The 25,974-nt window shown below is 65.8% G+C and carries 19 protein-coding genes; 12 read left to right on the top strand and 7 right to left on the bottom strand.

Annotation, left to right across the window (positions count from 1 at the left end):
* Positions 1-23: 23 nt before the first annotated feature.
* The 5 genes from XH93_RS14345 to XH93_RS14325 all read right to left on the bottom strand — a co-directional run bounded on the left by XH93_RS14345 (position 24) and on the right by XH93_RS14325 (position 7,062).
* Positions 24-3,257, bottom strand: a complete 3,234-nt coding sequence (locus XH93_RS14345; RefSeq protein ID WP_194474018.1) for a bifunctional cytochrome P450/NADPH--P450 reductase — start codon at positions 3,255-3,257, stop codon at positions 24-26.
* A 133-nt stretch (positions 3,258-3,390) separates the two neighbouring features.
* Complete coding sequence (locus tag XH93_RS14340; protein WP_194474017.1) at positions 3,391-4,386, bottom strand: alpha/beta fold hydrolase; 996 nt, start codon at positions 4,384-4,386, stop codon at positions 3,391-3,393.
* A gap of 12 nt (positions 4,387-4,398) precedes the next feature.
* A complete protein-coding gene (locus XH93_RS14335; RefSeq protein ID WP_194474016.1) occupies positions 4,399-5,949 on the bottom strand; it encodes a wax ester/triacylglycerol synthase family O-acyltransferase in 1,551 nt (516 codons plus the stop codon).
* Between the two features lie 58 nt (positions 5,950-6,007).
* Positions 6,008-6,799, bottom strand: a complete 792-nt coding sequence (locus XH93_RS14330; protein ID WP_194474015.1) for a triacylglycerol lipase — start codon at positions 6,797-6,799, stop codon at positions 6,008-6,010.
* Between the two features lie 8 nt (positions 6,800-6,807).
* Entirely contained in the window at positions 6,808-7,062 is a 255-nt protein-coding gene (locus XH93_RS14325) for a DUF6489 family protein (RefSeq protein WP_139482086.1), read from the bottom strand.
* 409 nt (positions 7,063-7,471) lie between these two features.
* On the opposite strand from XH93_RS14325, the gene XH93_RS14320 reads away from it, so the two are divergent.
* The 12 genes from XH93_RS14320 to XH93_RS14265 all read left to right on the top strand — a co-directional run bounded on the left by XH93_RS14320 (position 7,472) and on the right by XH93_RS14265 (position 21,449).
* A complete protein-coding gene (locus XH93_RS14320; protein WP_194474014.1) occupies positions 7,472-9,070 on the top strand; it encodes an ABC transporter substrate-binding protein in 1,599 nt (532 codons plus the stop codon).
* Between the two features lie 104 nt (positions 9,071-9,174).
* On the top strand, positions 9,175-10,155 hold the full coding sequence (locus tag XH93_RS14315; RefSeq protein WP_194474013.1) for an ABC transporter permease: 981 nt from the start codon (positions 9,175-9,177) through the stop codon (positions 10,153-10,155).
* Between the two features lie 11 nt (positions 10,156-10,166).
* Positions 10,167-11,129 (top strand): ABC transporter permease, encoded by a 963-nt coding sequence (locus tag XH93_RS14310; protein WP_194474012.1) that lies wholly within the window; start codon positions 10,167-10,169, stop codon positions 11,127-11,129.
* Positions 11,126-12,106, top strand: coding sequence for an ABC transporter ATP-binding protein (locus tag XH93_RS14305; protein WP_194474011.1), 981 nt, complete (start codon positions 11,126-11,128; stop codon positions 12,104-12,106). Before XH93_RS14310 ends, XH93_RS14305 begins: the two co-directional genes overlap by 4 nt.
* Positions 12,103-13,098, top strand: coding sequence for an ABC transporter ATP-binding protein (locus XH93_RS14300; RefSeq protein WP_194474010.1), 996 nt, complete (start codon positions 12,103-12,105; stop codon positions 13,096-13,098). Before XH93_RS14305 ends, XH93_RS14300 begins: the two co-directional genes overlap by 4 nt.
* A gap of 101 nt (positions 13,099-13,199) precedes the next feature.
* Complete coding sequence (locus tag XH93_RS14295) at positions 13,200-15,005, top strand: gamma-glutamyltransferase family protein (RefSeq protein WP_194474009.1); 1,806 nt, start codon at positions 13,200-13,202, stop codon at positions 15,003-15,005.
* Positions 15,006-15,249: 244 nt separating this feature from the next.
* Entirely contained in the window at positions 15,250-15,960 is a 711-nt protein-coding gene (locus tag XH93_RS14290; protein ID WP_194474008.1) for a DUF1028 domain-containing protein, read from the top strand.
* Positions 15,957-16,946: an ABC transporter ATP-binding protein gene (locus tag XH93_RS14285; RefSeq protein ID WP_139860911.1), complete on the top strand. Its 990-nt coding sequence runs from the start codon at positions 15,957-15,959 to the stop codon at positions 16,944-16,946. The genes XH93_RS14290 and XH93_RS14285 overlap by 4 nt, the downstream gene beginning before the upstream one ends.
* Positions 16,943-18,055, top strand: a complete 1,113-nt coding sequence (locus tag XH93_RS14280) for an ABC transporter ATP-binding protein (RefSeq protein ID WP_194474007.1) — start codon at positions 16,943-16,945, stop codon at positions 18,053-18,055. Before XH93_RS14285 ends, XH93_RS14280 begins: the two co-directional genes overlap by 4 nt.
* Positions 18,056-18,072: 17 nt before the next feature.
* Positions 18,073-19,584, top strand: a complete 1,512-nt coding sequence (locus tag XH93_RS14275; protein WP_194474006.1) for an ABC transporter substrate-binding protein — start codon at positions 18,073-18,075, stop codon at positions 19,582-19,584.
* 31 nt (positions 19,585-19,615) lie between these two features.
* The gene (locus XH93_RS14270; RefSeq protein WP_194474005.1) at positions 19,616-20,557 is read left to right on the top strand and encodes an ABC transporter permease; all 942 of its coding nucleotides are present in this window, start codon (positions 19,616-19,618) and stop codon (positions 20,555-20,557) included.
* A gap of 4 nt (positions 20,558-20,561) precedes the next feature.
* The gene (locus XH93_RS14265; RefSeq protein WP_194474004.1) at positions 20,562-21,449 is read left to right on the top strand and encodes an ABC transporter permease; all 888 of its coding nucleotides are present in this window, start codon (positions 20,562-20,564) and stop codon (positions 21,447-21,449) included.
* 295 nt (positions 21,450-21,744) lie between these two features.
* On the opposite strand, the gene XH93_RS14260 is transcribed toward XH93_RS14265, so the two are convergent.
* Positions 21,745-22,488, bottom strand: a complete 744-nt coding sequence (locus tag XH93_RS14260; protein WP_194474003.1) for a hypothetical protein — start codon at positions 22,486-22,488, stop codon at positions 21,745-21,747.
* A 132-nt stretch (positions 22,489-22,620) separates the two neighbouring features.
* Positions 22,621-25,728, bottom strand: coding sequence for a multidrug efflux RND transporter permease subunit (locus XH93_RS14255; protein WP_194474002.1), 3,108 nt, complete (start codon positions 25,726-25,728; stop codon positions 22,621-22,623).
* Positions 25,729-25,974: the final 246 nt, after the last annotated feature.

The following is a 25,974-nucleotide window of genomic DNA, read 5'->3' as shown; positions in this document are numbered from 1 at the left end:
CCATCCGGGCTACAAGGCGGGGCCTACCCGCCGGCCCAGACGTCGAGTACGTAGCGGTTGTTGGCGCCCATCTCCTCGATCCAGCGCACGGCGGCATCGGCATCCGCGCCTGATCGTTCGCGGTAGATCGACATCAACGTCGCCTTGACGTCAGGCTCCATCTTGCCGCCGTCGCCGCAGACATAGATGATCGCGCCCTTCTGGATGAGATCCCAGACGCGGCCCTTCTGCGCGGCGATGAGATGCTGCACATAGGTTTTCGGCCCGTCGGTGCGCGAGAACGCGGTGTACAATTCACCGATGCCCTCGGCCGCGAACGCCTTCAATTCATCCGCATAGATGAAATCCTGATCCGGATGGCGGCAGCCGAAGAACAGGATCGCCGGCCCCAGCGTGGCGCCCTGGGCCTTGCGCGCCGCGCGCTCTTGCAGGAAGCCGCGGAACGGCGCGAGGCCGGTGCCCGGGCCGATCATGATGATCGGCACGGCGTTGTCGTCGGGCAGGCGGAAGCCGGCCTTGGTTTCCTTCACCGTGGCGTGGACGGTATCGCCGGCGCGGCGGCGCGCCAGATAGTTCGAGCAGACGCCCTTGTAGATGCCGCGCCCGGAGCTGGCCGGCGCCTCCACCACACCGACGGTGACGCTGCAGCGCTGCGCCGCGCCGGCCGGTGACGACGAGATCGAATAATAGCGCGGCGCCAGCAGCGACAGCATTTCGAGGTAGAGGTGGAACGGCAGCTCGCAGGCCGGATATTCCTCCAGCAGGTCGAACACCGATTTACGTTTTGCCAGCACCTCGCTGCGGTAGCGCTCGACGGAGGCATCGTCCTCGCCGGCATAGGCCTGTAATTTTGGCTTGGTCACCGGGCAGCGGGTGTGCTCGGCCATGATCTGGATCTGCTTACGGGTTGCGACCTGCTGCAATTCCACGAACTCGGTGAGCAGCCGACCGACCGACACCGCGTTGCCGACCGGCAGTTGCGCGCGGCGGCCTTCCGAGACCTGCAGGCGGATCTGGTCCGCCGGCAGGAAGCCGAAGCGGCGCGCGACGGAATCGACCAGGGTCGGGTCGTTGCGCGGCACCACGCTGAGATGGTCGCCGACCCGATAGTTCAGACTGGCCGGCAGCTCGACCTCGATGTGCCGGGTCGAGCGATCCGACGGATTGGCGCCGTCCTTGATCTGCAGCTCGCTGTTGACCAGCACCTTCATCGGCACCGCGCCGCCCTGCGTCACGATGGTGTTGACCGCGCCCTGCACGACCGGCTCGATGGCATAGAGCGGCTCGTCCTCGGCGGTGCGGGTGAAATTCCAGTCGATGCCGAATTCCTTGGTCGCGACCTTCGCCGCCTCCGGGAACCATTTCTGGAACTGACCGTCGAGATCGCTGCGCGCATCGCCCTCGCCGCGCGGATACACCGCGCGGGCTCCGTGCGCGGTGAGCTGCTCGTCGATGAGGCGCGGCACCGACTGGTAGGTCGCGGCCCAATCGCTGTTGCCGCAGCCGAACACCGCGTAGCGCACTTTTGCAAACGCGTCCTTCGGCAGATCGCTGCCGAGCCATTTGACGAATTGCGTGGCGTTGTCGGGCGCCGCGCCGTTGTAGGAGGCGCAGATGATCAGAACCCCGCCCTCCTCCGGCAGCTGGCCGACATAGTCGTCGAGCGGACCAAGCCGCGTCGCAAAGCCGTTGATCTCGGAGAGATCGGCCATGCGGGTGGCCAGCTCCTCGGCCGAGCCGAGGTTGGAGCCGTACAGCACCAGCATCGGCGTGTTGTGTCCGGGACGCGTGGTCGGCGCGCGCGGCGCCTTCGGCGCGGCCGCGACGGCGGCCGTGCTGCCGGCGAACGCGCCGCGGTCCCTGTCGTCGCGCGGCCGCACCTTGATCTTGAAGCCGTCGGGCTTGACCGTCAGCGTCTCCTTCAGGTGCATCTGGTAGCGATGGATGTCGATCAGCTTGAAGCGCTGCAGGATCATGCCGATCGCCAGCGCCGCCTCGTGCATCGCAAAGCCGCGGCCGATGCAGGCGCGCTGGCCGTTGCCGAACGGCTTCCAGGCATTGATCGGCCGTTTTGCTTCCGCCTCGCGGCTGAAATTCTCGGGATCGAACACGTCGGGGTTCGGGCCCCAGACGCTGGGATCGCGATGCAGCGCCATCACCAAAATGGTGACGAAGGTGTTCTTCTTCAGCTTGTACTTGCCGCCGATGGTCTCGTCGGCCAGTGGCGCGATGCCATAGGCCGGCGCCGGCGGCCACAGCCGCAACGCCTCCTTCAGGCATTGCGTGATGTAGGTGAGCTGCGTCACCTGCTGATAGGTCGGCCTGGCATTGACGTCGGGGCCGAGAACGCGATCGACCTCCTCATAACACTTCTTCAGGATCTCGGGATGCTTCAGCAGCGCGTAGATCGTGCATGACAGCAGGCCCGACGTGGTCTCGTGGCCGGCGATCAGGAAGGTGTTGATCTGGTAGCGGATGTTGACGTCGTCGAGCTGCTCGCCGGTGGCGCGATCGACGCCGGTCATCATCGCGGCCAGCATGTCCTTCTTGTCGGAGGTGGCATCGGTGTTGCCGCGCCGCTCGGCGATGATCTCGTCGACCATCTTGTTCATGAAGGCGACGTCTTCGGTCAGCGTCTTGCGCCGCTTCTGCATCCACAGCCCTTCGAGCGGCAGGCCGCGGGTCATCATGATGGTCTCGAGCGAGCGCACCAGCGATTCCACGAACGGGTGGTAGTCGCGGCGGTAGAACGAGTTGAAGCGGTAGTCGAAGCCGCACAGGCCGATGGTGTCGAGCGTCAGCGCCGTCATGTCGTGGACGACGTCGATCTCCTCGTCGGCGTTGAGCCGCTCCCATTTCTTGACCAGCTGCTCGGCGATATCGACCATGCTCGGGTGGTACGACTGCATGGCGCGGTTGCCGAACGGCTGCATCAGGATGTTGTGCGCCTTGCTCCAGTTCGGCTCCTTGGTGTCGGCGGTGAACAGGCCGTCGCCGCCGACCGCACGGACCCGGCGCAGCGAGCCGCGCACCGCCTTGTCGAAGCGCTTCTCGTCGGACAGCTCGTCGACCAGGTCATGGCCGGAGACGATGACGAGCGGCGCGCCCATCATGTCGAGCCAGAAGATCGGCCCGAGCTCCTTCGAGAGCTTCACCAGATGCTGCACCGGCGCGGTCGAATCCAGCGACAGCATGTTGCCGACCACCGGTTTGGTCGGCGGATGCGGGATCGGACTCAGTCTGTTGCCGGACGCCATGTTGAGATTGCCCCCTGTTACCCGTCATTCCGGGATGGTCCGAAGGACCAGACCCGGAATCTCGAGATTCCCCGATGCGCAATTGCGCATCTGTGGTTCGCGCTACGCGCGCCCCGGAATGACGACTACGTCGTCACCCAAACCGCTTTCTACGCCACTCGATCAGCTTGGCGCTGACTTCGTCGGGCTTTTCCTGCTGCGTCCAATGGCCGCTGTCCTTGACCAGATATTTCTCGAGGTCCGGCACCAGCCGCTCCATGCCGACGGCGGCCGACGGCGGCAGCACCGCGTCGTTCTCGGCCATGATCATCAGCGACGGCACCTTCACATGATGGTCCAGCCCCGCCGAGCGTTCCCAATTGCGGGTGAAGTTGCGATACCAGTTGATGCCGCCGGTGAAGCCGGTTTTCGTAAAGGTGTCGACAAACACCTGCTTTTCCTCCGCTGAGAGGATCGGCGTGCGCGGATCATGCTTGGCGTCGTAGTTCGCGATCATCTGCGGAAACGCCAGGTTGAGCCGCGCCGAGGCGCCGACGCCGGCGATCGGCTGCTCCTCCGGCGTGCCCGGCGGACGCGCCACCGGCTTGCGCATGAAGGCGTCGAAGGTCTGCTCGACCCGGCTGCCGAAGATCCGGTCGGGCTCGCGCGCCGGGTCCTGGAACTGGACGATGTACATGTGCTCGCCAAAGCGCTGGCGGAACAGCGCGATCGGGTCCATCGGCGCGCGGTCCCAATGCGGCGTGTTGACGCCGACGACGCCCGCGACCCGCGCCGGGTGCCGCAGCGGCATCTGCCAGACGACGAAGCCGCCCCAGTCGTGGCCGACGAAGATCGCCTTGTCGACCTTGAGGTGGTCGAGCAGGCCGACGAGGTCGCCGGTCAGATGCTCCATGTCGTAGGCCTCGACCGGCTCCGGCCGGTCGGTCGCGCCATAGCCGCGCTGATCCGGCGCGATCACCCGGATGCCGGCCTCGCCCAGTGACTTGATCTGGTGACGCCAGGAGAACGCCAGCTCCGGCCAGCCGTGGCACAGCACCACAGGCGGCGTGTCGGTCTTGGGCCCTGCTTCGTAGAAGCCCATGCGGATGCCGTTGGTCTCGGCGAATTGCAGCGGCGGCATTTTGATCATGGCCAAGGACCCCTATTCGGCCGCGCCCTTGATGTCGGCAGGCGGCGGCGCGAACGCCGCCTCGAGTGCATCGAATTCGAGCGGCAGCATGTCGCACATCACCTGGACATGGGGAATGATGTTGGCGCCGACGATGAAGCCGAAGTCGAGCTGATCGCGATAGCTCTGCACGGTGATGTTGAGCGCAACCCCGTGGGTCGAGATCGAGACCGGGAAGATGTGCAGCAGCTCGGCACCGGCCGCGTACAGCGTCTGCCGCGGTCCCGGCACGTTCGACACCGTGATGTTGGTCGCCGGCGGCAGCACGTTGGAGAGGTCGGAACGGCTGTAGAGCAGCGCCATGATCTGCACCAGGATCGGCGCGCCGAGTAGCGAGATGTTGGAGACCTGCGGCATCAGGGCACGCAGCGGGTGCGACATCTCCTTGGACTTGGTCGACTGCGCGATGATGGTTTCCAGTCGCTGCTTGGGATCCTCGATGTCGGTCGCGATCGAGCAGATCATGCCGAACACCTGGTTGTTGGCGTCGGCATTGCCCTCCTCGCGCAGCGAGATCGGCACGCCCGCGGTCAGCGACTTGTTCGGCAGCGCGCCCTGACTGATCAGGTAGCGCCGCACCACGCCGGAGGCGAGCGCCAGCACGACGTCGTTGAGCTTGCCGCCGGACGCCTTCGCCAGCGCCTTGGCGCGCGACAGCGAGATCGAGGTGCCGGCGAAGCTGCGCTCCGACGAGATCGCCTTGTTGAGGATGGTCGGCGGCGAGGACATCGCCTGCAGGCTCTCGCGCGATCTGGGATCGGCGACCTTGGCGACCACGTCCGACAGGCTCTTGAGCACGGTCGGCATGCTGGAGGCGAACTTCACCGCGCTCTCGATCTGGAACATCGCGTTGTCGAACAGGATCGAGCCGAGATCGCTCTTGCCGGAGCGCGGCAGCTCCAGGCTCTTCTGCGCGGTCGCCGCGGCCTCGAACGGCTGGGTCCAGAGCTGCTGATAGGCGTCGATCAGGTTGGCGGCGATGTCGCGCGGCTCCTGCGCGACCTTCCGCGCGCTCGGCGGCTCGACCACGCGCGGCACCGGCGTCAGGTCGTAGATCATGCTGGTCAGCGCTGCGCCGGCACCGCCGTCGATGCAGGCATGGTGCATCTTGGAATACAGCCCGATCTCGTTGTCCTTCATGCCCTCGAACACGTAGAACTCCCAGAGCGGGCGGGCGCGGTTCAACAGCTTGGCATGCATCCAGCCGACGATGCGCTCGAGCGTGGCACGGTCGCGCGGCGCCGGCAGGCTGGCGCGGAAGATATGGCGGTCGATGTCGAACTGGTCGTCCTCGACCCAGGACGGATGGTCGATGTCGAGCGGCGCCTTCTGCAGCCGCGCTTTCAGGATCGGCGCGATGTGCAGCCGCGAGGCGATCATCGCCTTGAACTCCTCGAAGAAGTCGCCCTTGTAGCCGTCGGGCAGGCGGAAGATCGCCATGCTGCCGACATGCATCGGCATTTCCGGCGTTTCCAGATAGAGGAACGATGCGTCCAGCGAGGACAGCTTCTTGGCGTCGCTCATGATCTCCTCCCGAGAACCAACTTATACGGGCGCCTTGGCGGCGCTTCTCGTCATTCGGTCAGGATAGTGCCTGCTCTGCCGGCCCGTAGGCAATGGCAAAGGGGCCCGACCGGTCAAAATGCCGGAATTCACCCTCCGGCAGCGCCAGGCGGTCGGCAATCGCCCACAGCGCTGCGGGGTTGACGCCGAGGCCGATATGGCTCGCGAAATGCACTTCGATGTTCTCCGCGGTCGCCGACGGCCGCAGCCGGGAGGTGCGCCAGTTCACGATGCCGTCGGTGCGGGAATAGATCGAGGTCGCCGGCACCGGCATGTCGCCGGCGATCGCGGCGCGGACCTCCGGGATGTCGTCCACCCCTTCGCCGGACAAAAGCTCATAGAGCCGCGTCGCGTTGGTGGCGCGGATGTCGTCGGCGAACGGGCTGCCCAGCGTGATCACGGAGCGCACCAACTCGGGAAACTGCGACGCCAGGTCGCGCGCATAGACGCCGCCGAGGCTCCAGCCGATGATCGAGACCTTGCGCTCGGTCGCCTCATGGATCCGCTTCAGGAGGTCGCGCAGCGCGCCGCGCCTGGATGCGATGCCGCCGAAGTTGCGGCCCATGTTCCAGGCATAGGCGTCGTAGCCGAGCTCCTTCAAATAGCGCCGCATCGGCGCCATCGACAGGTCGCTGGCGAGGAAGCCGGGCAGCGTCAGCACCGGATGGCCGTCGCCCTTCGGCGCCCGCATCAACAGCGGCGACAGCAAAAGGCTCGAATTGAGCTCGAGCACGCCGCGCGCCTCGGCCAGCATCAGGAACAGGCTTGGCGGGCGCAACCGGCGTTCGGTCACCTCAACGCTCCTGTCCATGTCAGCCACTATTTCTTGTCCCGCTTGCCCATGCCGCCAAGGCCGGCCATCGTCACGAACATGTCCTGGAAGCGCTCGGCGAGCTTGGGATCGAAGGTGAACCAGCTCTGCATCAGCGATTCCGGCGAAACCTTATCGATGTTCGACAGCATCTGCTGCTGCAGCTTGTCCATGACGGCGGTTTGCATCGGCGCCACGTCCGGCAGGCCGAAGAACTGCCGGGCTTCGAGGGGCGTGCAATCTATCTCGACGTTGACCTTCATGTCCGCCTCCTCAAATGCGCCTGACCCACCTCAATATCACAGCGGCAGCGGGAGTCACGCAAGCCAGCAAGACCCATCCCGAGCTCCAGTTGGCCTCAATCATCCGTTATGGTCAATCAAACCGCTCCGCAGCGCGCGGTCCGGTTCGGCAAACGGCGCGCGATCCCGGCGTCAGATGCTTGCTTTCCCCTTGCCGTCCGCCACTGCGAAAGTTGAATGTCACGCGGTTGCGCCGACCGCCTATCCTGAGATCCGGACCATTGCAGCGCACACGTGCGGCGGTTAACCCTTTGGGAAATCGCGCTTGCGCGGCTTGCAAACTCTGGCAACATGGCCGGATAAAGAGCCGCCGGACAAGGCAAGCGACAACACGCCAACCGGCGGACAAAAAGCGGGGATCGGGACATACATGTCGGTACGTTGGAGTTTGGTTGCGGCGACTGCCGCCGCGTTTGTTGCCTGTGCGTTGCCGGCATCGGCCCAGACGTTGCGCTACGCCAACCAGGGCGAGCTGAAATCGCTGGACCCCTACACGCTGAAGGAAACCACCACGATCGCGCATCACGCCCATGTCTATGAGGGCCTGACCGCGCGCGACAAGGACCTCAAGATCGTCCCGGCGCTGGCCGAGAGCTGGGAGACGCTGAGCCCGACCAAATGGCGCTTCCATCTGCGCAAGGGCGTGAAATTCCACAATGGCGATCCCTTCACCGCCGACGACGTGCTGTTCTCCGCCGATCGGGTCCGCGCCAAGGGCTCCAACTTCCTCAGCAACGTTCCCGCCGACGCCAAGTTCACCAAGGTCGACGACTACACCGTCGACGTGACGCTGGACTCGCCCAACCCCATCCTGATCTCGCAATGGGATGGCTGGTACATCATGGACAAGAAGTGGTGCGAGGAGAACAATTCGGTCGCCCCGACGCCGGCGGCTGCGACCACACCGAGTTACGCCTCGCTGCACGAGAACGGCACCGGCCCCTTCACGATCGAGAGCCACCAGCCCGGCGTCAAGACCGTGTTCAAGGTCTTTCCGGGCCATTGGAAGAAGCCGGAGCATAATCTCAAGGAGATCATCTTCACCCCGATCGGCTCCGACGCCACCCGCGTCGCCGCGCTGCTGTCCGGCGAGGTCGACGTGATCGAGCCGGTTCCGCTGCAGGACATCCAGCGCGTCAATTCGAGCGGCAACGCCACCGTGCTGACCGCGCCGGAGATTCGCACCATCTTCGTCGGCATGGACGTGGCGCGCGACGAGCTGTTGTTCTCGAACGTCAAGGGCAAGAACCCGTTCAAGGACATCCGCGTCCGCGAAGCGATCTACAAGACGATCGACGTCGAGCTGATCAAGAGCCGCGTCATGCGCGGCATGTCGACGCCGTCGGTGCTGATGATCGCGCCGCAGCTCTACCCGCTGTCGAAGGATTTTACCCGGCCGAAGCTCGATCCTGACGGCGCCAAGAAGCTGCTGGCGGACGCCGGCTATCCGAGCGGCTTCGAAGTCACGATGGACTGCCCGAACGACCGCTACGTCAACGACGCCGCGATCTGCCAGGCGGTGGTCGGCATGCTGGCCCGCATCGGCGTCAAGGTGAACCTGCTGGCGCAGCCCAAGGCGCAGTATTTTGCCAAGGTGCTGAAGCCGGGCGGCTACCAGACCTCGCTCTTCATGCTGGGCTGGACCCCCGCCACCTCGGATTCGCACAACGTGCTGCACGATGTGCTCGGCTGCCGCGACGATCCCAAGGATTCGACCCGTGGCGAAGCCAATCTCGCCGGCTATTGCAACAAGGAAGTCGACGCGCTCACCGACAAGGTGCTGGTCGAACCCGATACCGCCAAGCGCGACCAGCTGATCAAGCAGGCCTACGAGCTCGTCATCAAGGATTACGGCTACATCCCGCTGCACCAGCAGTCGCTGGCATGGGGCGTGTCGAACAAGGTCAAGCTGACCCAGCGCGCAGACAACCAGGTCCTGCTCTACTGGGCCACCAAGCAGGGTGAATAAGTGACCCTGGCCTATCCGGTCCCGGAAGCCCCTGCTTCCGGGACTTCGCGTTTTCCGGCCGCGCAGCGCCGCGCCCCGGATGTCACAAGCAGTGAAAGGTAGAGATGCTCGCTTTCACTCTTCGTCGCGTGCTGCAGGCGATCGGCGTCATGCTCGCCGTGGGCGTCATTGCGTTCGCGATGTTCCGCTTCGCGGGCGATCCAGTGAGCCAGATCGTCTCGATCGACACCTCGGCCGCCGAACGCGCCTCGATCCGCAAGTCGCTCGGGCTCGACGATCCCGTGCTGGTGCAATTCGCGCACTATTTCATCAATGCCATGCAGTTCAAGTTCGGCATCTCCTACCAGTTCCGCCTGCCGGTCTCCTCGCTGCTGATGGAACGCCTGCCGGCGACGATGGAGCTTGCGATCTGCGCGACGCTGTTCGCGATGGTGTTCGGCATCCTGATGGGGGTATATTCGGCGCTGCGGCGCGACACCGTGCTTGCCAAATTATTCCAGGCGATATCGCTGATCGGCATTTCGCTGCCAACCTTCCTGATCGGCATCCTCCTGATCTATCTGTTCGCGGTGACGCTGGGCTGGCTGCCCTCGTTCGGCCGCGGCGAGGTGGTGAAGCTCGGCTGGTGGAGCACCGGACTGCTCACCGTCTCCGGGTTGAAGGCGCTGATCATGCCGGCGATCACGCTCGGATTGTTCCAGATGACCCTGATCATGCGGCTGGTGCGCGCCGAAATGCTGGAGGTGTTGCGCACCGACTATATCCGTTTCGCCCGCGCCCGCGGACTGACCACGCGCGCGATCCATTTCGGCCACGCGCTGAAGAACACGCTGGTTCCCGTGATCACCGTGGCCGGCCTGCAGTTTGGCTCGGTTATTGCATTCTCGATCATCACCGAAACCGTGTTCCAATGGCCGGGCATGGGGCTTCTGTTCGTCCAGGCCGTGCAAAACGTCGATATCCCGATCATGGCCGCGTATCTGTTGATGGTCTCGTTGATCTTCGTCACCATCAATCTCGTGGTCGACATCCTCTATACCGTGGTCGATCCGCGCCTGCGCGCGACCGTCGGCCGCGCGGCGTGAGGAGCTGACCGATGTCGGATGCCGTCGTTCCCCATCGCAATGCCCAAGTCTCGCGGGCCGGCGCCGGCTGGTTCAGACGCGCGCTCGACAGCGACATCTTCTATTCGTTCCGCCGTTCCAAGCTGACCATGGTGGCCGCGGCGATCACGGTGCTGTTCTTCCTGCTGGCGATCTTCGCCTCCTGGCTGGCGGTGCAGAACCCGTTCGATCCGGCGCAGCTGCAGCTGATCAACTCGCGGATCTCGCCGCTGTGGACCGCGGACGGCCAGAGCCCGTTCCTGCTCGGCACCGACGAGCAGGGCCGCGACGTTTTTTCGGCGATCCTTTACGGCATGCGCATCTCGCTCGCCGTCGGCATCGCCGGCGTGATCTTCGCCGGCGCGCTCGGCATCGCGCTCGGCCTGATCGCGGGCTATTTCGGCGGCGTCGCCGACAGCGTGATCATGCGGATCGCCGACGTCCAGCTCACCTTCCCGGCGATCCTGATCGCGCTGCTGGTCAACGGCGTCGCCAAGTCGCTGCTCGGCAACCGGCTCGACGAGATGAGCACGCTCGGCGTGCTGGTGATCGCGATCGGCCTGAGTTTCTGGGTGCAATATGCCCGCACCGTGCGCGGCTCGGTCATGGTCGAGAAGAACAAGGATTACGTCGCCGCGGCGCAGCTGATCGGCCTGCCGGCGCCGAAGATCATGCTGCGGCACGTGCTGCCCAACACCATGGGCCCGATCCTGGTCATCGCCACCATCAACCTCGCGCTTGCGATCATCACCGAGGCGACGCTGTCGTTCCTCGGCGCCGGCATGCCCGACACCATGCCCTCGCTCGGCACCCTGATCCGGATCGGCAACAATTATCTGTTCGCCGGCGAATGGTGGATCGTGGCGTTCCCGGGCATTGCCTTGGCCGGCCTGATCCTCTCCATCAACCTGCTCGGCGACTGGCTGCGCGACGCCCTCAATCCGAAGCTACGATGATGAAGCCCGTTCTCTCCGTCCGCAACCTCGAGGTGGAGTTCGTCACCCGCCGCGCCACCCTGCGCGCCATCAACGGCGTGTCGTTCGACATCGCCAAGGGCGAGGTGCTCGGCGTGGTCGGCGAATCCGGCGCCGGCAAATCGGTGACCGGCCTTGCCGTGATCGGGCTGATCGATCCGCCCGGCCGCATCTCCGCCGGCGAGATCGAGCTGTCGGGCACGCGGATCGACCATCTGCCGCCGGAAGAGATCCGCCGCATCCGGGGCAAGCGGATCGGCATGATCTTCCAGGATCCGCTGACCAGCCTCAATCCACTGTACCGGATCGGCGACCAGATCATCGAGACCATCCGCACCCACACCAACCTCAGCGAAACCGCCGCCCGCAGGCGCGCCATCGACCTGCTCGCCGAAGTCGGCATCCCCGCGCCGGAACGGCGGATCGACGGCTATCCGCACGAATTCTCCGGCGGCATGCGCCAGCGCGTCGTGATTGCGCTCGCGATCTGCGCCGAACCCGAGCTCATCATCGCCGACGAGCCGACCACCGCGCTCGACGTCTCGGTGCAGGCGCAGATCATCGCCCTGATCAAGCGGCTCGGCCGCGACCACGGCACCGCCGTGATGCTGGTGACCCACGACATGGGCGTGATCGCGGAAACCTGCGACCGTGTCGCGGTGATGTATTCCGGCCGCATCGCCGAGATCGGCCCGGTGCAGGAGGTGGTGCGCAATCCGCTGCATCCCTACGCCAAAGGCCTGATGGGCGCGATCCCGACCTTGGCGGGCGAGGACAAACGGCTGGTGCAGATCCCGGGTTCGATGCCGCGGCTGTCGGCGATGCCGCGGGGCTGCCCGTTCAACCCGCGCTGCGCATTCGCCTTCGACCGCTGCCATGTCGACCGTCCCGAGCCGATCACTCAGGGTACGCAGGCCGTCGCCTGCCATCTGTTCGAGCCGGCGGAGACCGCGGCATGAGCGGAACGCTGATCGACGTGAAAAACCTGCGCCGCGTCTTCGACGTCTCGAAGCCGTGGCTCAACCGCGTGCTGGAAGGCGGCCATCTCGAATATCTCAAGGCGGTCGACGGCGTCACCTTCGACATCAAGCGCGGCGAGACGTTTGCGCTGGTCGGCGAGTCCGGCTCGGGCAAGACCACGGTCGCGCGCATGGTGGTCGGACTGTTGCCGCCGAGTTCGGGCGAGGTCGTGATCGACGGCGTTTCGATGACCGACCCGCGACAGGGTCAGGCGCGGCGCCGGCTGCGCCGCCGCATCCAGATGATTTTCCAGGACCCCTATGCGAGCCTCAATCCGCGCTTCCGGGTCGATGCCATCGTCGCCGAGCCGATCCGCGCTTTCGACCTGATCCAGGGCGAGCGCGAGATCAAGGCCCGGGTCGGCGAGCTGCTCTCGCTGGTCGGCCTGCATCCCGACGACGGCCTGAAATTCCCGCATGAATTCTCCGGCGGCCAGCGCCAGCGGATCGCGATCGCCCGTGCGCTGGCCTCCGAGGCCGAGTTCATCGTCTGCGACGAGCCGACCTCGGCGCTCGACGTCTCGGTGCAGGCGCAGATCCTCAACCTGATGCGCGATCTGCAGGACAAGTTCGGCCTGACCTACCTCTTTATCAGCCACAACCTCGCCGTCGTCCGCCACATGGCGAGCCGGATCGGCGTGATGTATCTCGGCCGCATCGTCGAGATCGCCGAGGGCCGACAGCTGTTCGACAATCCGCGGATGCCCTACACAAAGATGCTGCTCGGCGCGGTTCCCGATCTCGCGATGTCCGGCCGCCAGCGCATTCCGGTCAAGGGCGAGATTCCCAATCCGATCGATCCGCCGCCGGGCTGCGCCTTCAGCCCGCGCTGTCCCCTCGCCTTCGACCTGTGCCGCCAGAAGACGCCGGAACTGATCGACGGCGTCGCCTGCCATGCCGTCAACAGTCCGGCCACGGCCGTTCCAGCCTGATCACGCGGATGCGAGAAGGCATGTCAACCAAACGGTTGGCATACCAGTCCGCTTGTGATCAAGTGCGCGCGCCGCAAGAAGCACATCAACGGTGAAGCCGCATGAGCAACATCAATCCCGATCCGTTCACCACACGCCCCGAGATCGAGGGCACCTTTGGCGTCGTGACGTCGACGCACTGGATCGCCACCGCCGTCGGCATGGCGACGCTGGAGAAAGGCGGCAACGCCTTTGACGCCGGCGTCGCGGCCGCGTTCACCTTGCAGGTGGTCGAGCCGCATCTGAACGGCCCGGGCGGCGACGTTCCCGTCATCGTGCACGACGTCAAGCGCGGCAAGACCGAGGTGATCTGCGGCCAGGGCCCGGCGCCGGCCAAGGCGACCATCGCGCATTATCGCAGCGAAGGCCTCGACATGGTGCCCGGCACCGGCCTGCTCGCCGCCTGCGTGCCCGGCACGTTCGAATCCTGGATGCTGCTGCTGCGCGACTACGGCACATTGCGGCTGCGCGACGTGCTGGAGCCCGCGATCGCCTATGCCCGCGACGGCTTTCCGCTGGTGGAGCGCGCCTCGGCGACGATCCAGACCGTCGAGCAGCTGTTCCGCAAATACTGGACCACATCCGCCGACGTCTATCTGCCCAACGGCGAGGTGCCGAAGCCCGGCACCATCTTCACCAACAAGCGGCTGGCGGAGACCTACACGCGCATCCTGCAGGAAGCCGAGAGCGCCGGCGGCGACCGCGTCGCGCAGATCGAGCGCGCGCGCCAGGCCTGGTCCAAGGGTTTCGTCGCCGCGGCGATCGACAAATTCTGCCGCACCCAGGAGGTCATGGACGTCTCCGGCTCGCCGCATCGCGGCGTGCTGTCGGCCGACGACATGGCGCGGTGGGAGCCGACCATCGAGGCGCCGCTGACCTATGATTACGGCCGCTACACCGTGCAGAAGGCCGGCGTCTGGAGCCAGGGCCCGGTGATGCTGCAGCAGCTCGCGCTGCTGAAGGGATTTCAGCTCGACGGGCTCGATCCCACGGGTCCCGACTTCATCCATCTGCAGATCGAATGCGCCAAGCTCGCCTATGCCGATCGCGAGACCTTCTATGGCGATCCCAAGTTCACAAATATCCCGATCGAGACGCTGCTGTCGGACGCCTATAATGACGAGCGGCGCAAGCTGGTCTCACGTGATAAGGCTTCGCTCGATTTTATTCCCGGCTCGGTCGAGGGTTTTGGCGCGGTCGTAAAACTGCGGCGCGCCGAGGGGCATCGCGAGGCGGTCGGCGCTATGGGGGCCGGCGAGCCGACCGTCGGCCGGTTCGGCGAGGTGCGCGGCGACACCGTGCATTTCGACATCATAGACAAGGCCGGCAACATGATCTCGGCGACGCCGTCCGGCGGCTGGCTGCAATCCTCGCCTGTGATTCCCGAGCTCGGCTTCTGCCTCGGCAGCCGCGCCCAGATGTTCTGGCTGGAGGAGAACCACCCGGCAGCGCTGGCGCCGGGCAAGCGGCCGCGCACCACGCTGTCGCCGACCATGGCGCTGCGCGACGGCGAGCCGTATCTGTCCTGGGGCTCGCCCGGCGGTGACCAGCAGGACCAGTGGATCACGCAGTTCTTCCTGCGCCACGTCCACGCCAAATTGAACCTGCAGGAGGCGATCGACGCGCCGGCCTGGCACTCCGAGCATTTCCCGATCTCGTTCTGGCCGCGCACCGCACGCCCCGGCGTGCTGGTGCTGGAAAATCGCGTGCCGAAATCGACCATCGACGAATTGAAGCGCCGCGGCCATGTGGTGGAGATTGGGCCCGACTGGTCGGAGGGCCGCCTCACCGCCGCCTCGAAGGTCGGTCCCCGCCGCCGCGCCGCGGCCAACCCGCGCGGCATGCAGGGCTACGCCGCGGGCCGCTAGGACGAGACGACCGCAGCAGCATGACGTGGCATCGAAGCACAGAGCGTGCCCCGAACTCCACCTCGCCCCGCTTGCGGGGAGAGGTCGGAATTCAAACGCAGCTTGAATTCCGGGTGAGGGGGAGCGTCCGCAAACGCAATGCCGATTATCATCTGCGGAACGAGCCCCTCACCCTAACCCTCTCAGAGCGAGCCCTGCTCGTCTCGCCCCCGCGAAGAGCGGGGAGAGGGAGAAGAGAGGTGAGATGACCTGGTCGATCATCGCCCGCGACAGCACCACCGGCCAGCTCGGCATCGCGGTCGCGACGCGCTTCTTCGCAGTCGGCGCGCTAGTGCCGCATATCGCGCCCGGCGTCGGCGCCGTCGCGACGCAGGCGCTGGTCAATCCCTATTACGGCGTTGACGGCCTCAGGTTGCTGCGCGGCGGCGGGAGCCCGCACGACGTCATCCGGGTCTTGCTCGCGGCCGATAGCGGCCGCGAGAGCCGGCAGGTGCATGTCATGGACGCGAGCGGCCGCATCGCCGCGCATTCCGGCAAGGAATGCGTGGACTGGTTCGGCCATATCGCGGGCGACGGCTTTTCGATCGCCGGCAACATGCTCGCCGGGCCCGCGGTGCTGAGCGAGACCGCGCGCGCCTATGCTGCGAACGAGAAGCTTCCATTCGCGGAGCGGCTGATCAAGGCGATGTTCGCCGGCGAGGCGGCCGGCGGCGACAAGCGCGGCAAGCAGTCCGCCGCGCTGCTGATCCATGGCACCGAGGACTGGCCGGCGCTCGACCTGCGGGTCGACGACCATGCCGATCCTTTGCGCGAGCTGGAGCGGCTGGAGGCCGTCAGCCGCGAGCACTGGGTGCACTTCCGCAAGTTCCTGCCGACCCGCGACAATCCGGCCGGCACCACCGAGCGCGCCACGATCGACGCCGACATCGCCGCCGCGACAGCGACCAAGAAATGACGGGCGGCCCGCTGATCGAGATCGAAGGCCTGCGCGTCATCTTCCAGGGCGACGACGGCCGCACCACCCATGCCGTCGACAGCGTCGATCTTTCCGTCGCCAACGGCGCCACGCTCGGCCTGGTCGGCGAATCCGGCTGCGGCAAGAGCGTGACCTCGCTGGCGATCATGGGGCTGCTGCCGAAGCAATCCGCCACCGTCACCGGCGCGATCCGCTTCGACGGCTTCGACCTGCTCGACGTGCCCGACGACACGCTGCGCGATTTGCGCGGCAACCGCCTGGCGATGATTTTTCAGGAGCCGATGACCTCGCTCAATCCGAGCTTCACCATCGGCGACCAGATCACCGAGACCATTTTGCGCCACCGCGGCGGTTCGCGGCGCAAGGCGCGCGAGCGCGCCATCGAGCTGCTGCGCCGCGTCCACATCCCCTCGCCCGACAAGCGCATCGACGAATATCCGCACAAGCTGTCCGGCGGCATGCGCCAGCGCGTGATGATCGCGATGGCGCTGGCCTGCGATCCGCAGCTGTTGATCGCCGACGAGCCGACCACCGCGCTCGACGTCACCCTGCAGGCGCAGATTCTCGATTTGATGCGCGAGCTGAAGGCCGCCAGCGGCGCGGCGATCATTCTGATCACCCACGACCTCGGCGTCGTCGCCGAGGTCTGCGACGAGGTCGCGGTGATGTATGCCGGCGAGATCGTCGAACGCGCGCCGGTCGACGAATTGTTCGGCAATCCGCAGCATCCCTACACGGTCGGTCTGCTCGGCTCGATCCCGCGGCTCGACCGCCGCACCTCGCATCTCGCCACCATCGAGGGCATGGTGCCGAACATGATGAACCCGCCGGCCGGTTGCCGCTTCGCCGCGCGCTGCCCGTTCGTCGAGGATGTCTGCGTCAAGGCGCCGCCGCCGCTGGCGCTGCTCAGCGCCAACCATGCCTCGCGCTGCATCAGGGCGCCGCTGGAGCGCCTCGTGTCATGACCGCGCTGCTCGAGGTCGAGGGGCTGGTGAAGCATTTCGTCGCCGCGCGCTCGGTGTTCGGCTGGGCGACCGCGCATGTGAAGGCGGTCGACGGCGTCAGCTTCACGGTCGAGGCCGGCCGCACATTGGCGCTGGTCGGCGAATCCGGCTGCGGCAAGTCCACCGTCAGCCGGCTGGTGCTGCGGCTGATCGAGCCCGATGCCGGCAGCGTCCGCTTCGAGGGCCGCGATCTCGGCGCGCTCGATGCCGAAGCGTTGCGCGCGTTTCGCCGCGATGCGCAGATTATCTTCCAGGACCCCTACGCCTCGCTCAATCCGCGCATGACCGTGAGCCAGATCCTGACCGAGCCGCTGGCCCTGCACGACCTGGTGCCCGCGGCGCGCCGCCGCGAGCGGGTCGAGGAGCTGCTGCGCCTGGTCGGCCTCGAGCCGCGCTTCGCCCGCCGCTACCCGCACGAATTCTCCGGCGGCCAGCGCCAGCGCATCGCGATTGCGCGGGCGCTCGCAGTCGAGCCAAAACTGATCATCTGCGACGAGCCGGTGTCGGCGCTCGATGTTTCCATCCGTTCGCAAATTCTGAACCTGCTGCGCGACCTGCAGGAGCGGCTCAAGCTCGCCTACATCTTCGTCTCGCACGATCTGGCGGTGGTCAAACACATCGCCGACCGCGTCGCGGTGATGAATCTCGGCACCATCGTCGAGACCGCGGACGCCGAGGCGCTGTTCGCAGCGCCGCGCCATCCCTACAGCCGCGCGCTGCTGTCGGCGATCCCGGTGCCGAAGCCGCGGGCCAAGCGCAGCCGCATCGTGCTGGAGGGCGAACTGCCGAGCGCGCTTAATCCGCCCGCGGGCTGCCGCTTCCACACCCGCTGCCCCTACGCCATCACGCGCTGCCGTAGCGAGGACCCGCAATTGCTGGCGGATGCCACCGGCCACGCCACTGCCTGCCATCGCACCGCGGAACTGCCGCCCCCGGACAGCATCGTTCCCTCCGACGGCGGCTTCTCGCCGGCGCTGGAGAAATTGCTCGCGGCGTTCGGTAGCGTCGCGGAAGGGGCGCGCGGCGCCGGGGTTGATACAGTCAGGCCGATGCCGGGAGCGGGCGCATGAATATGGGGAGCAGTGTGATGAAGATGTTTCGCTTGGCGGCGGCCGCCGCCGCCCTCGTCCTGTCGCTGGCGGCGAGCGCCCAGGCCCAGACCACGCTGCGGATCGGGCTGGCCGAAGACCCCGATATCCTCGACCCGACCATGGCGCGCACCTACGTCGGCCGCATCGTGTTTGCCGCGCTGTGCGACAAGCTGTTCGACATCGACGAGAAGCTCAACATCGTGCCGCAGCTCGCGCTGTCGCACGAGACCTCCGACGACGGCAAGGAGGTCACCATCAAGCTACGCCCCGGCGTCAAGTTCCAGGACGGCGAGCCGCTCGATGCCGAGGCGGCCAAGTTCTCGCTGGAGCGGCATTTGACCTTCCCGGGCTCGTTCCGCAAGCCGGAGCTCGCCAGCGTCGACCATGTCGAGGTCGTCGATCCCCTGACCATCAAGCTGGTGCTGAAGGCGCCGTTCTCGCCGCTGATCGCGCAGCTCACCGACCGCTCCGGCATGATGGTGTCGCCGAAGGCCGCGAAGGCCGCCGGCGACAAGTTCGGCCTGCATCCGGTCTGCGCCGGCCCCTACAAATTCGTCGAGCGCGTGCAGCAGGACCGCATCGTGCTGGAGAAGTTCGCCGACTACTGGAACAAGGACAACGTCTTCATCGACCGCATCGTCTATCTGCCGATCGTCGATGCCACGGTGCGGCTCGCCAACCTGAAGTCCGGCGGACTCGACCTGATCGAGCGCGTGCTGGCGACCGACCTCAAGGACGTGCGCGCGGATTCCCGGCTGAAGGTGTCGAGTGCGATCGAGCTCGGCTATCAGGGCATCACGCTCAACATCGGCAAGGACAAGGCCAAGGGTCCGCTCAGCCAGTCCGCCAAGGTGCGGCAGGCGCTCGATCTGGCGATCGATCGCGAGGCGATCAACCAGGTGGTGTTCAACGGCGAGTTCAAGCCCGGCAACCAGTGGATCAGCCCGGATCATCCCTATTACCAGAAGGATTTTCCGATCCGGCCGCGCAATGTCGAACGGGCCAAGGCGCTGCTGAAGGAGGCCGGCGTCACGCCGCCGGTCAGCGTCGACTTCATGGTGCCGAAGGGGCCGGAGACCGAGGGCACCGCGCAGGTGGTGCAGGCAATGGCCGCCGAAGCCGGCTTCGACATGAAGATCAGGGTGACGGAGTTCGCGACTTCGCTGAAGCAGGCCGAAGCCGGCGAATACCAGGCCTACATGCTGGCGTGGAGCGGCCGCATCGATCCCGACGGCAACTCCTATGTGTTCCTGCACAAGGACGCGCCGCAGAACTACAGCGCGTGGGCCAATCCCGAGGCCGACAAGGCGCTCGACGACGCCCGCCTCACCACCGACATGACGCAGCGTCGCGCGATCTACGCCAAGCTTGCAAAACTCGAGCTCGAGGACGAGGCCATTCTCTACATCTACCATCGCCGCATCATCATCGCGCACACCACGAAGCTCGACGGCTACAAGCAGATGCCGGACGGCCTGGTGCGCGTCGTCGGACTGAAGCTGAAGTGAGCGCAGCAGCGTCCGGGACAGAGGCACCGCCATGCTGAACTTCCTCGCCAAACGGCTGGTGCAGATCGTCCCGACGCTGTTCTTCGTCTCGATCCTGATCTTCTCGCTGCAGCAATTACTGCCCGGCGATCCGGCGCTGGTGATGGCCGGCGAGGAGCGCGATCCGGCCGTCATCGCCCAGATCCGCGCGCAATATCACCTCGATCAGCCGATCCCGGTGCAGTATGTCTACTGGATCAAGGGCGTGCTGTCGGGCGATTTCGGCGAGTCGCTGCGCAACAAGATGCCGGTGCGGGAGCTGATCGCGCAGAAACTGCCGGTGACGCTGCAGCTCGCCGGCATGGCGATCGTGATCGCGTTCCTGGTCGGCATTCCCGCCGGCATCGTCTCGGCGGTGAAGAAAGGCTCCGCCTGGGATTACGGCGCCAATCTGTTCGCGCTGTGGGGCATCTCGACGCCGAATTTCTGGCTCGGCATCATGCTGATCTTCCTGTTCTCGATCGAACTCGGCTGGCTGCCCGCCTCCGGCTACGTGCCGCTGACCGAGAACTGGCGCGCCAGCATTGCCGCCACCATCATGCCGGCCTTCGTGCTCGGCAACGCCATCGCCGCGATCCTGATGCGCCACACGCGGAGTGCGATGCTGCAGGTGCTGGAGAGCGACTATGTCCGCACCGCGCGCGCCAAGGGCCTCGCCGAGCGCACCGTGATCCTCAAGCACGCGATGCGCAACGCGCTCACGCCGATCATCACGCTCGGCGCACTCGAGCTCGGCACGCTGCTGTCCGGCGCGGTGCTGACCGAGCAGATTTTTTCGATCCCCGGCTTCGGCAAGCTGATCGTCGATGCCGTGTTCAACCGCGACTACGCCGTGGTGCAGGGCGTGGTGCTGACCACGGCGACGATCTACATCACGCTGAACCTGATCGCCGATATCGCCTACATCCTGGTCAATCCGCGGCTGCGGGGCTGATGCGATGACCGATGCTGCACTCGCAACCGTCCCCCTTGCCGCCGCCGAAACGCTGGAAAGCCCGGCGCGGCGCGCCTGGCGCCGGCTGATCCGGCGCAAGGGCGCGGTGCTCGGCCTCGCCGTGATCGCGATCTTCGTCCTGATGGCGGTGTTCGCCGCGCTGATCGTGCCCTACGATCCGATCGCGACCAGCTGGTCGCTGGTGCGCAAGGCACCCTCAGTGCAGCACTGGTTCGGCACCGACGAGCTCGGCCGCGACGTGCTCGCGCGCGTCGTGTTCGGCGCCCGCGCCTCGCTGCTTGCCGGCGTGATCTCGGTCGGCATCGCGCTCGCGATCGGCGTGCCGCTCGGGCTGCTCGCCGGCTATCGCGGCGGCTTCATCGACGCGCTGATCAGCCGCGTCACCGATGCGATGCTGGCCTGCCCGTTCCTGATCCTGGCGATCGCGCTCGCCGCCTTCCTCGGGCCGAGCCTCGGCAATGCGATGATCGCGATCGGCATCTCGGCGACCCCTATCTTCATCCGCCTGACCCGCGGCCAGGTGCTGAGCGTCAAGGTCGAGGACTACATCGAGGCCGCGCGCGCCATGGGCAATCCGCGCTGGCGCATCGCGCTGGTCCACATCCTGCCGAACATTTTGCCGGCGCTTTTGGTGCAGGCGACGCTGTCGATCGCCGCCGCGATCATCGCCGAAGCCGCGCTCTCCTTCCTCGGCCTCGGCCAGCAGCCGCCGGCGCCCTCCTGGGGCAGCATGCTCAACGCCGCTCAGCGCTTCCTCACCAGCGCGCCGTGGATGGCGATCTGGCCGGGACTTGCGATCTTCCTCGTCGTGCTGTCGTTCAATTTGGTCGGCGACGGTCTGCGCGACGCGCTGGACCCGAAGGCGCGGTAGGGTTTCTTGCCGTTCGCCGCGAGTGCCTATTTTTCCCCGCCATCCTGAGGTGCGAGCCCTTGCGAGCCTCGAAGGATCGACGGCCACCAGCCGGGCCGATTCATCCTTCGAGGCTCGCCGAAGAGACTCGCACCTCCAGCGACAAAGGCGAAGCCTTTGCGCGGGGATGACGGGGTTGGATTAGGGCAAGCCCATCCACGTCATTGCGAGCGGAGCGAAGCAATCCATGCCACCGCGTATGCGGAACGATGGATTGCTTCGTCGCTTCGCTCCTCGCAATGACGGGGAGACAGACCTAAATCACCACCTCGCGCAGCACGCGCCGGCAATCCATCTCGTATTCGAGATCGACCACCGGCGGGCGGCAGAAGTGCCAGGTCAGGCCGGAGCGGGTGGCGCCGCGGCGGACCAGTTCGTCGACGATGACGGGATGGATGTCGTGCACGGTGTAGGCCTGTACGTTGGTGGTCTCCGCCCAGCTGAAGCCGAACTCGGCAAGGCGGCGCTCCATCTCGCTCGCCGTGAAGCGGACCTTCTCGCGCCACGCCTCGGGGCTGAGATCACGGTAGCGCACGATGCGCTCGGGATAGCTGCCGGCGCCGCCGCGGGCTTCGGCACCGCCCGCGATCACGAAGGATGGCGCTGTGCTCGCGCTCGGCCGCGTAAACGAAAAGGCGTAGAACGACGGCTCGGACGGCGGATCGATCTCGGGGCAGACATTGCTGCGCGCCACCGGGTCGCTGCTGCCGTCATAGACGCCCCACTCCGCGAGCGTCTTGACATAGTGCTGGTTGAATGCGCGAAAGCCGTCCTCGGTGAAGGCGGCGGGCGAACGCAGCTCGCAGGCGCAGAACGAGGTCAGCGGCCGCCCCGCGCCCTGAATATAGGCCGCGATCCGCGCAAAGCCCTCGGCGAGCGGCAGCAGGCGGTCGAAGCGCACCCGCTCGATCTCGTAGCCGGCGCTCGCCTGCGCGCCGCTTGAGTATTGGAAGACGGCGGGAATGAACCGGTAATTGCCCGCTGCGAAGTCGCTCACCATGTCTGTTCCTCCCAGATCTTGTCGGGCGCCGCACGTGCTGCCGCCCGAGTTTCGAGGATACCACGAGACAAAGAAAAGGCGGCAGTGGCTTTCGCCAGTGCCGCCTTTCCTGCGAGCATGAGCTTGGAGGGCTCAGGTCGGTTTCAACGCGCCCGGATGACCGCTGCCGCCGAGATCGAAATCGGCGATCTGCTTGGCCCGGTCCGAACGGGACGCCGCCTCGTGGTCGGTCGCAATCACGGTGTAGACCATCGGCAGCACGAACAGGGTGAACAGCGTGCCGATCGTCATGCCGGCCACCACGACGAGACCGATCGAGAAGCGGCTGGCGGCGCCGGCGCCCGTGGCCGTCAGCAGCGGCAGCAGGCCGGTGACCATCGCCGCCGTCGTCATCAGGATCGGACGCAGCCGGATGCTGGCCGCCATCTCGATCGCCGAGCGGCGGTCGAGCTTTTCGTTGAGCTGCAGCTCGTTGGCGAACTCCACCATCAGGATGCCGTGCTTGGTGATCAGTCCGACCAGCGTCAAGAGGCCCACCTGGGTGTAGATGTTCATGGTCGCAACGCCGAAGAACAGCGGGATCAGGGCGCCGACGATCGCCATCGGCACGCTGATCATGATCACGAACGGATCGCGCAGGCTCTCGAACTGCGCCGCCAGCACCAGGAAGATGATGATGATGGCGAACGCGAAGGTGACCATCAGCTGGCTGCCTTCGTGGACATATTGCCGGGAGTCCGCCAGGAAGTCGTAGCTGAAGCCGGACGGCAGCTTCTTGGCTTCATTCTGCAGGAACTCGACCGCCTGCCCCATCGAGACGCCAGGCATCGGCACCGCCTGGAAGGTCGACGAGTTGAGCTGGTTGTAGTGCGTCAGTGCGTTCGGATCGACGCCGGTCTCGACCGAGACCACGGTCGAGAGCCGCACCAGGGCCCCGGTCGCGCTCGGCACATAGTAGTTGTCGAACGACTCCGGCGCGAGACGGGCGGCGCGCGGCACCTGCGGGATCACCTGATAGGACCGTCCCTCCAGGTTGAAGCGGTTGACGTAGTTGCCGCCGAGCAACGTCGCCAGCGCGTTGCCGATCGACTGCATGGTGATGCCGAGGTCGCTGGCCTTGGTGCGATCGACCTTGACGCGAACCACCGGCTGGTTGAAGTCGAGGTCGCTGTCGGAGACGATGAACAGGCCGCTCTTGCGCGCGGCGTCCTTCAGCTTGTTCATCTGGTCGAACACCTGCTGGAAGGTCGCGGTCGAGCTGATCACCATCTGCACCGGCAGGCCGCCGGGGCCGCCGGGCAGCGGCGGCAGGCTGAACGCAAAGGCGTTGATGCCTTCGATCTTCGACAGCTCGGCCTGCACCAGCGGCTGCAGCGTCTGCGCACTGCGCTTGCGCTCATCCCAGGGCTTGAGCAGCATTCCGGCAAAGCCGCCCTGCGGGCCGGTGATGCCGTTCAGCACGAAGCGCAGATCGGTCTCCGGAAACTTCTGGAACTCCTTGTCCATCTTGTCGCCGTAGTGGTCGATGTAGTCGATGTTGGCGTATTTCGGCGCCTTGGTCACCGCGAACACGATGCCCTGGTCCTCCTGCGGCGCGAGCTCCTTCTGCGTGTGCATGTAGAGGAAGCCGACCAGGCCGAGGATGGTCAGCGCGAACAGCGCGGTGATCGGCCGATAGTCGAGCGAGCGGTCGAGCATGCGGCCATAGCCGCGGGTGATCGAACCGAACACGCGATTGACCAGCCTGGAGAAACGCCCTTCTTCGGCGCTCTTGAGGAACACCGAGCACATCATCGGCGACAGCGTCAGCGCGATCACCCCCGAGACGATGACCGAGCCGGCCAGCGTGAAGGCGAATTCGCGGAACAGCGTGCCGGTGACGCCGCCGAGGAAACCGATCGGCGCGTACACCGCGGCGAGCGTGATGGTCATCGAGATGACCGGACCGACAATTTCGCGGGCGCCCTTCAGCGATGCCTGCACCGGTGGCATCCCCTCCTCGAGATGCCGATGGATATTTTCCACCACCACGATGGCGTCATCGACCACGAGGCCGATCGCCAGCACCATCGCGAGCAGCGTCAGCAGGTTGAAGCTGAAGCCGGCGGCCAGCATCAGGATGCAGACGCCGACCAGCGACAGCGGAATGGTGACGACCGGAATGATCACCGAACGGATCGAGGCCAGGAACAGGAAGATCACGACGACCACGATCAACACCGCTTCACCGAGCGTCTTCTCGACCTCGTCGATCGACGACTGGATGAACTTGGTGGAATCGTAGGCCACCTTCATCTTCATCGACGGCGGCAAATTGCGCTCGAGGTCCGGGAACAGGGCGCGGACGCCCTTCACGAGGCTCAGCGGGTTGCCCTGCGGCGTCGCCTTGATGCCGATGAAGATCGCATGCTCGCCGTTGAAGGCGACGCTGGCATCGGTGCTCTGCGCCGCGAGCTCCACGGTCGCGATATCCTCGATGCGCACGAAGCCGCCGTCCTTCGACTTCACGATCATGCGCTTGAACTGATCGATGTTCTGCAGGTCGGTGTTGGCCGAGACGTTGGAGACGATGAAGAAGCCCTTGGTCTGGCCGGCGGCCGCCTGGAAGTTGTTGGCGGCGATCGCAGCCGCGACATCGTTCGGCGACACGCCGCGTCCGGCCATCCGGATCGGATCGAGCCAGACGCGCATCGCGAAGGTCTGGCCGCCGAGGATGTCGGCGGAGGCGACGCCGTCGACCGTCGAGAGCACCGGCTGCACGACGCGGGTCAGGTAGTCGGAAATCGCCGATCCGCTGAGCTCCTCGCTGGAGAAGCCGAGATACATCACCGCGATGGTGTCGCCGGTCGCCTTGGTCACGACCGGGTCGAAGGATTCCTTCGGGATCAAATATTTGACCGAGTTGACCTTGGCCAGCACCTCGGTCAGCGCCTGATTCGGATCGTGATTGAGCTTGATGTAGACCTGGATCGTCGAGGTGCCGAGCACCGAGTTCGACGTCATGTAGTCGACGCCTTCCGCCGAGGCGACGGCCTGCTCGATCGGCGTGGTGATGAAGCCGTTGATCAATTCGGGCGACGCACCAGGATACGACGTCGTGATCGTCACGACGGTGTTCGACAGGTTCGGATATTGCCGGATCGGCAGCACCATCGCCGCGCGGAGGCCGATCAAGAGGATCAGCAGGCTGACGACGACCGACAGCACCGGGCGCTTGATGAAAATATCAGTGAAGGCCATCGTGAATATCCGAGTGAACGAGGTCGTTACGAATTCTGTCTGGTCGGAGCGACCACCTTCTCCCTCTCCCCGTTCTTACGGGGAGAGGGCTGGGGTGAGGGGCTTCGTCCGCGAAGATGCGGTGAGAGATCAGCTCGCGGAGAGTCCCCCTCACCCGAAATTCAGGCTGTGCCTGAATTTCGACCTCTCCCCGCAAGCGGGGCGAGGTGGATCGGAGGTCGCTCTCTTTGCGGAGCCTTATCATTG

It is taken from the genome of Bradyrhizobium sp. CCBAU 51753 (genome assembly GCF_015291565.1).
In the GTDB taxonomy this organism is placed as follows: Bacteria; Pseudomonadota; Alphaproteobacteria; order Rhizobiales; family Xanthobacteraceae; genus Bradyrhizobium; species Bradyrhizobium ivorense.
Note: the sequence above shows the minus strand (reverse complement) of the source record. Positions and strands in the feature narration are given on the sequence as shown.

What these genes read in the sequence shown, in the direction of transcription:
- XH93_RS14345 (WP_194474018.1), bottom strand. Translation starts at nt 3,257, where the DNA reads ATGGCGTCCGGCAACAGACTGAGTCCGATCCCGCATCCGCCGACCAAA.
- XH93_RS14340 (WP_194474017.1), bottom strand. Translation starts at nt 4,386, where the DNA reads ATGATCAAAATGCCGCCGCTGCAATTCGCCGAGACCAACGGCATCCGC.
- XH93_RS14335 (WP_194474016.1), bottom strand. Translation starts at nt 5,949, where the DNA reads ATGAGCGACGCCAAGAAGCTGTCCTCGCTGGACGCATCGTTCCTCTAT.
- XH93_RS14330 (WP_194474015.1), bottom strand. Translation starts at nt 6,799, where the DNA reads ATGGACAGGAGCGTTGAGGTGACCGAACGCCGGTTGCGCCCGCCAAGC.
- XH93_RS14325 (WP_139482086.1), bottom strand. Translation starts at nt 7,062, where the DNA reads ATGAAGGTCAACGTCGAGATAGATTGCACGCCCCTCGAAGCCCGGCAG.
- XH93_RS14320 (WP_194474014.1), top strand. Translation starts at nt 7,472, where the DNA reads ATGTCGGTACGTTGGAGTTTGGTTGCGGCGACTGCCGCCGCGTTTGTT.
- XH93_RS14315 (WP_194474013.1), top strand. Translation starts at nt 9,175, where the DNA reads ATGCTCGCTTTCACTCTTCGTCGCGTGCTGCAGGCGATCGGCGTCATG.
- XH93_RS14310 (WP_194474012.1), top strand. Translation starts at nt 10,167, where the DNA reads ATGTCGGATGCCGTCGTTCCCCATCGCAATGCCCAAGTCTCGCGGGCC.
- XH93_RS14305 (WP_194474011.1), top strand. Translation starts at nt 11,126, where the DNA reads ATGATGAAGCCCGTTCTCTCCGTCCGCAACCTCGAGGTGGAGTTCGTC.
- XH93_RS14300 (WP_194474010.1), top strand. Translation starts at nt 12,103, where the DNA reads ATGAGCGGAACGCTGATCGACGTGAAAAACCTGCGCCGCGTCTTCGAC.
- XH93_RS14295 (WP_194474009.1), top strand. Translation starts at nt 13,200, where the DNA reads ATGAGCAACATCAATCCCGATCCGTTCACCACACGCCCCGAGATCGAG.
- XH93_RS14290 (WP_194474008.1), top strand. Translation starts at nt 15,250, where the DNA reads ATGACCTGGTCGATCATCGCCCGCGACAGCACCACCGGCCAGCTCGGC.
- XH93_RS14285 (WP_139860911.1), top strand. Translation starts at nt 15,957, where the DNA reads ATGACGGGCGGCCCGCTGATCGAGATCGAAGGCCTGCGCGTCATCTTC.
- XH93_RS14280 (WP_194474007.1), top strand. Translation starts at nt 16,943, where the DNA reads ATGACCGCGCTGCTCGAGGTCGAGGGGCTGGTGAAGCATTTCGTCGCC.
- XH93_RS14275 (WP_194474006.1), top strand. Translation starts at nt 18,073, where the DNA reads ATGAAGATGTTTCGCTTGGCGGCGGCCGCCGCCGCCCTCGTCCTGTCG.
- XH93_RS14270 (WP_194474005.1), top strand. Translation starts at nt 19,616, where the DNA reads ATGCTGAACTTCCTCGCCAAACGGCTGGTGCAGATCGTCCCGACGCTG.
- XH93_RS14265 (WP_194474004.1), top strand. Translation starts at nt 20,562, where the DNA reads ATGACCGATGCTGCACTCGCAACCGTCCCCCTTGCCGCCGCCGAAACG.
- XH93_RS14260 (WP_194474003.1), bottom strand. Translation starts at nt 22,488, where the DNA reads ATGGTGAGCGACTTCGCAGCGGGCAATTACCGGTTCATTCCCGCCGTC.
- XH93_RS14255 (WP_194474002.1), bottom strand. Translation starts at nt 25,728, where the DNA reads ATGGCCTTCACTGATATTTTCATCAAGCGCCCGGTGCTGTCGGTCGTC.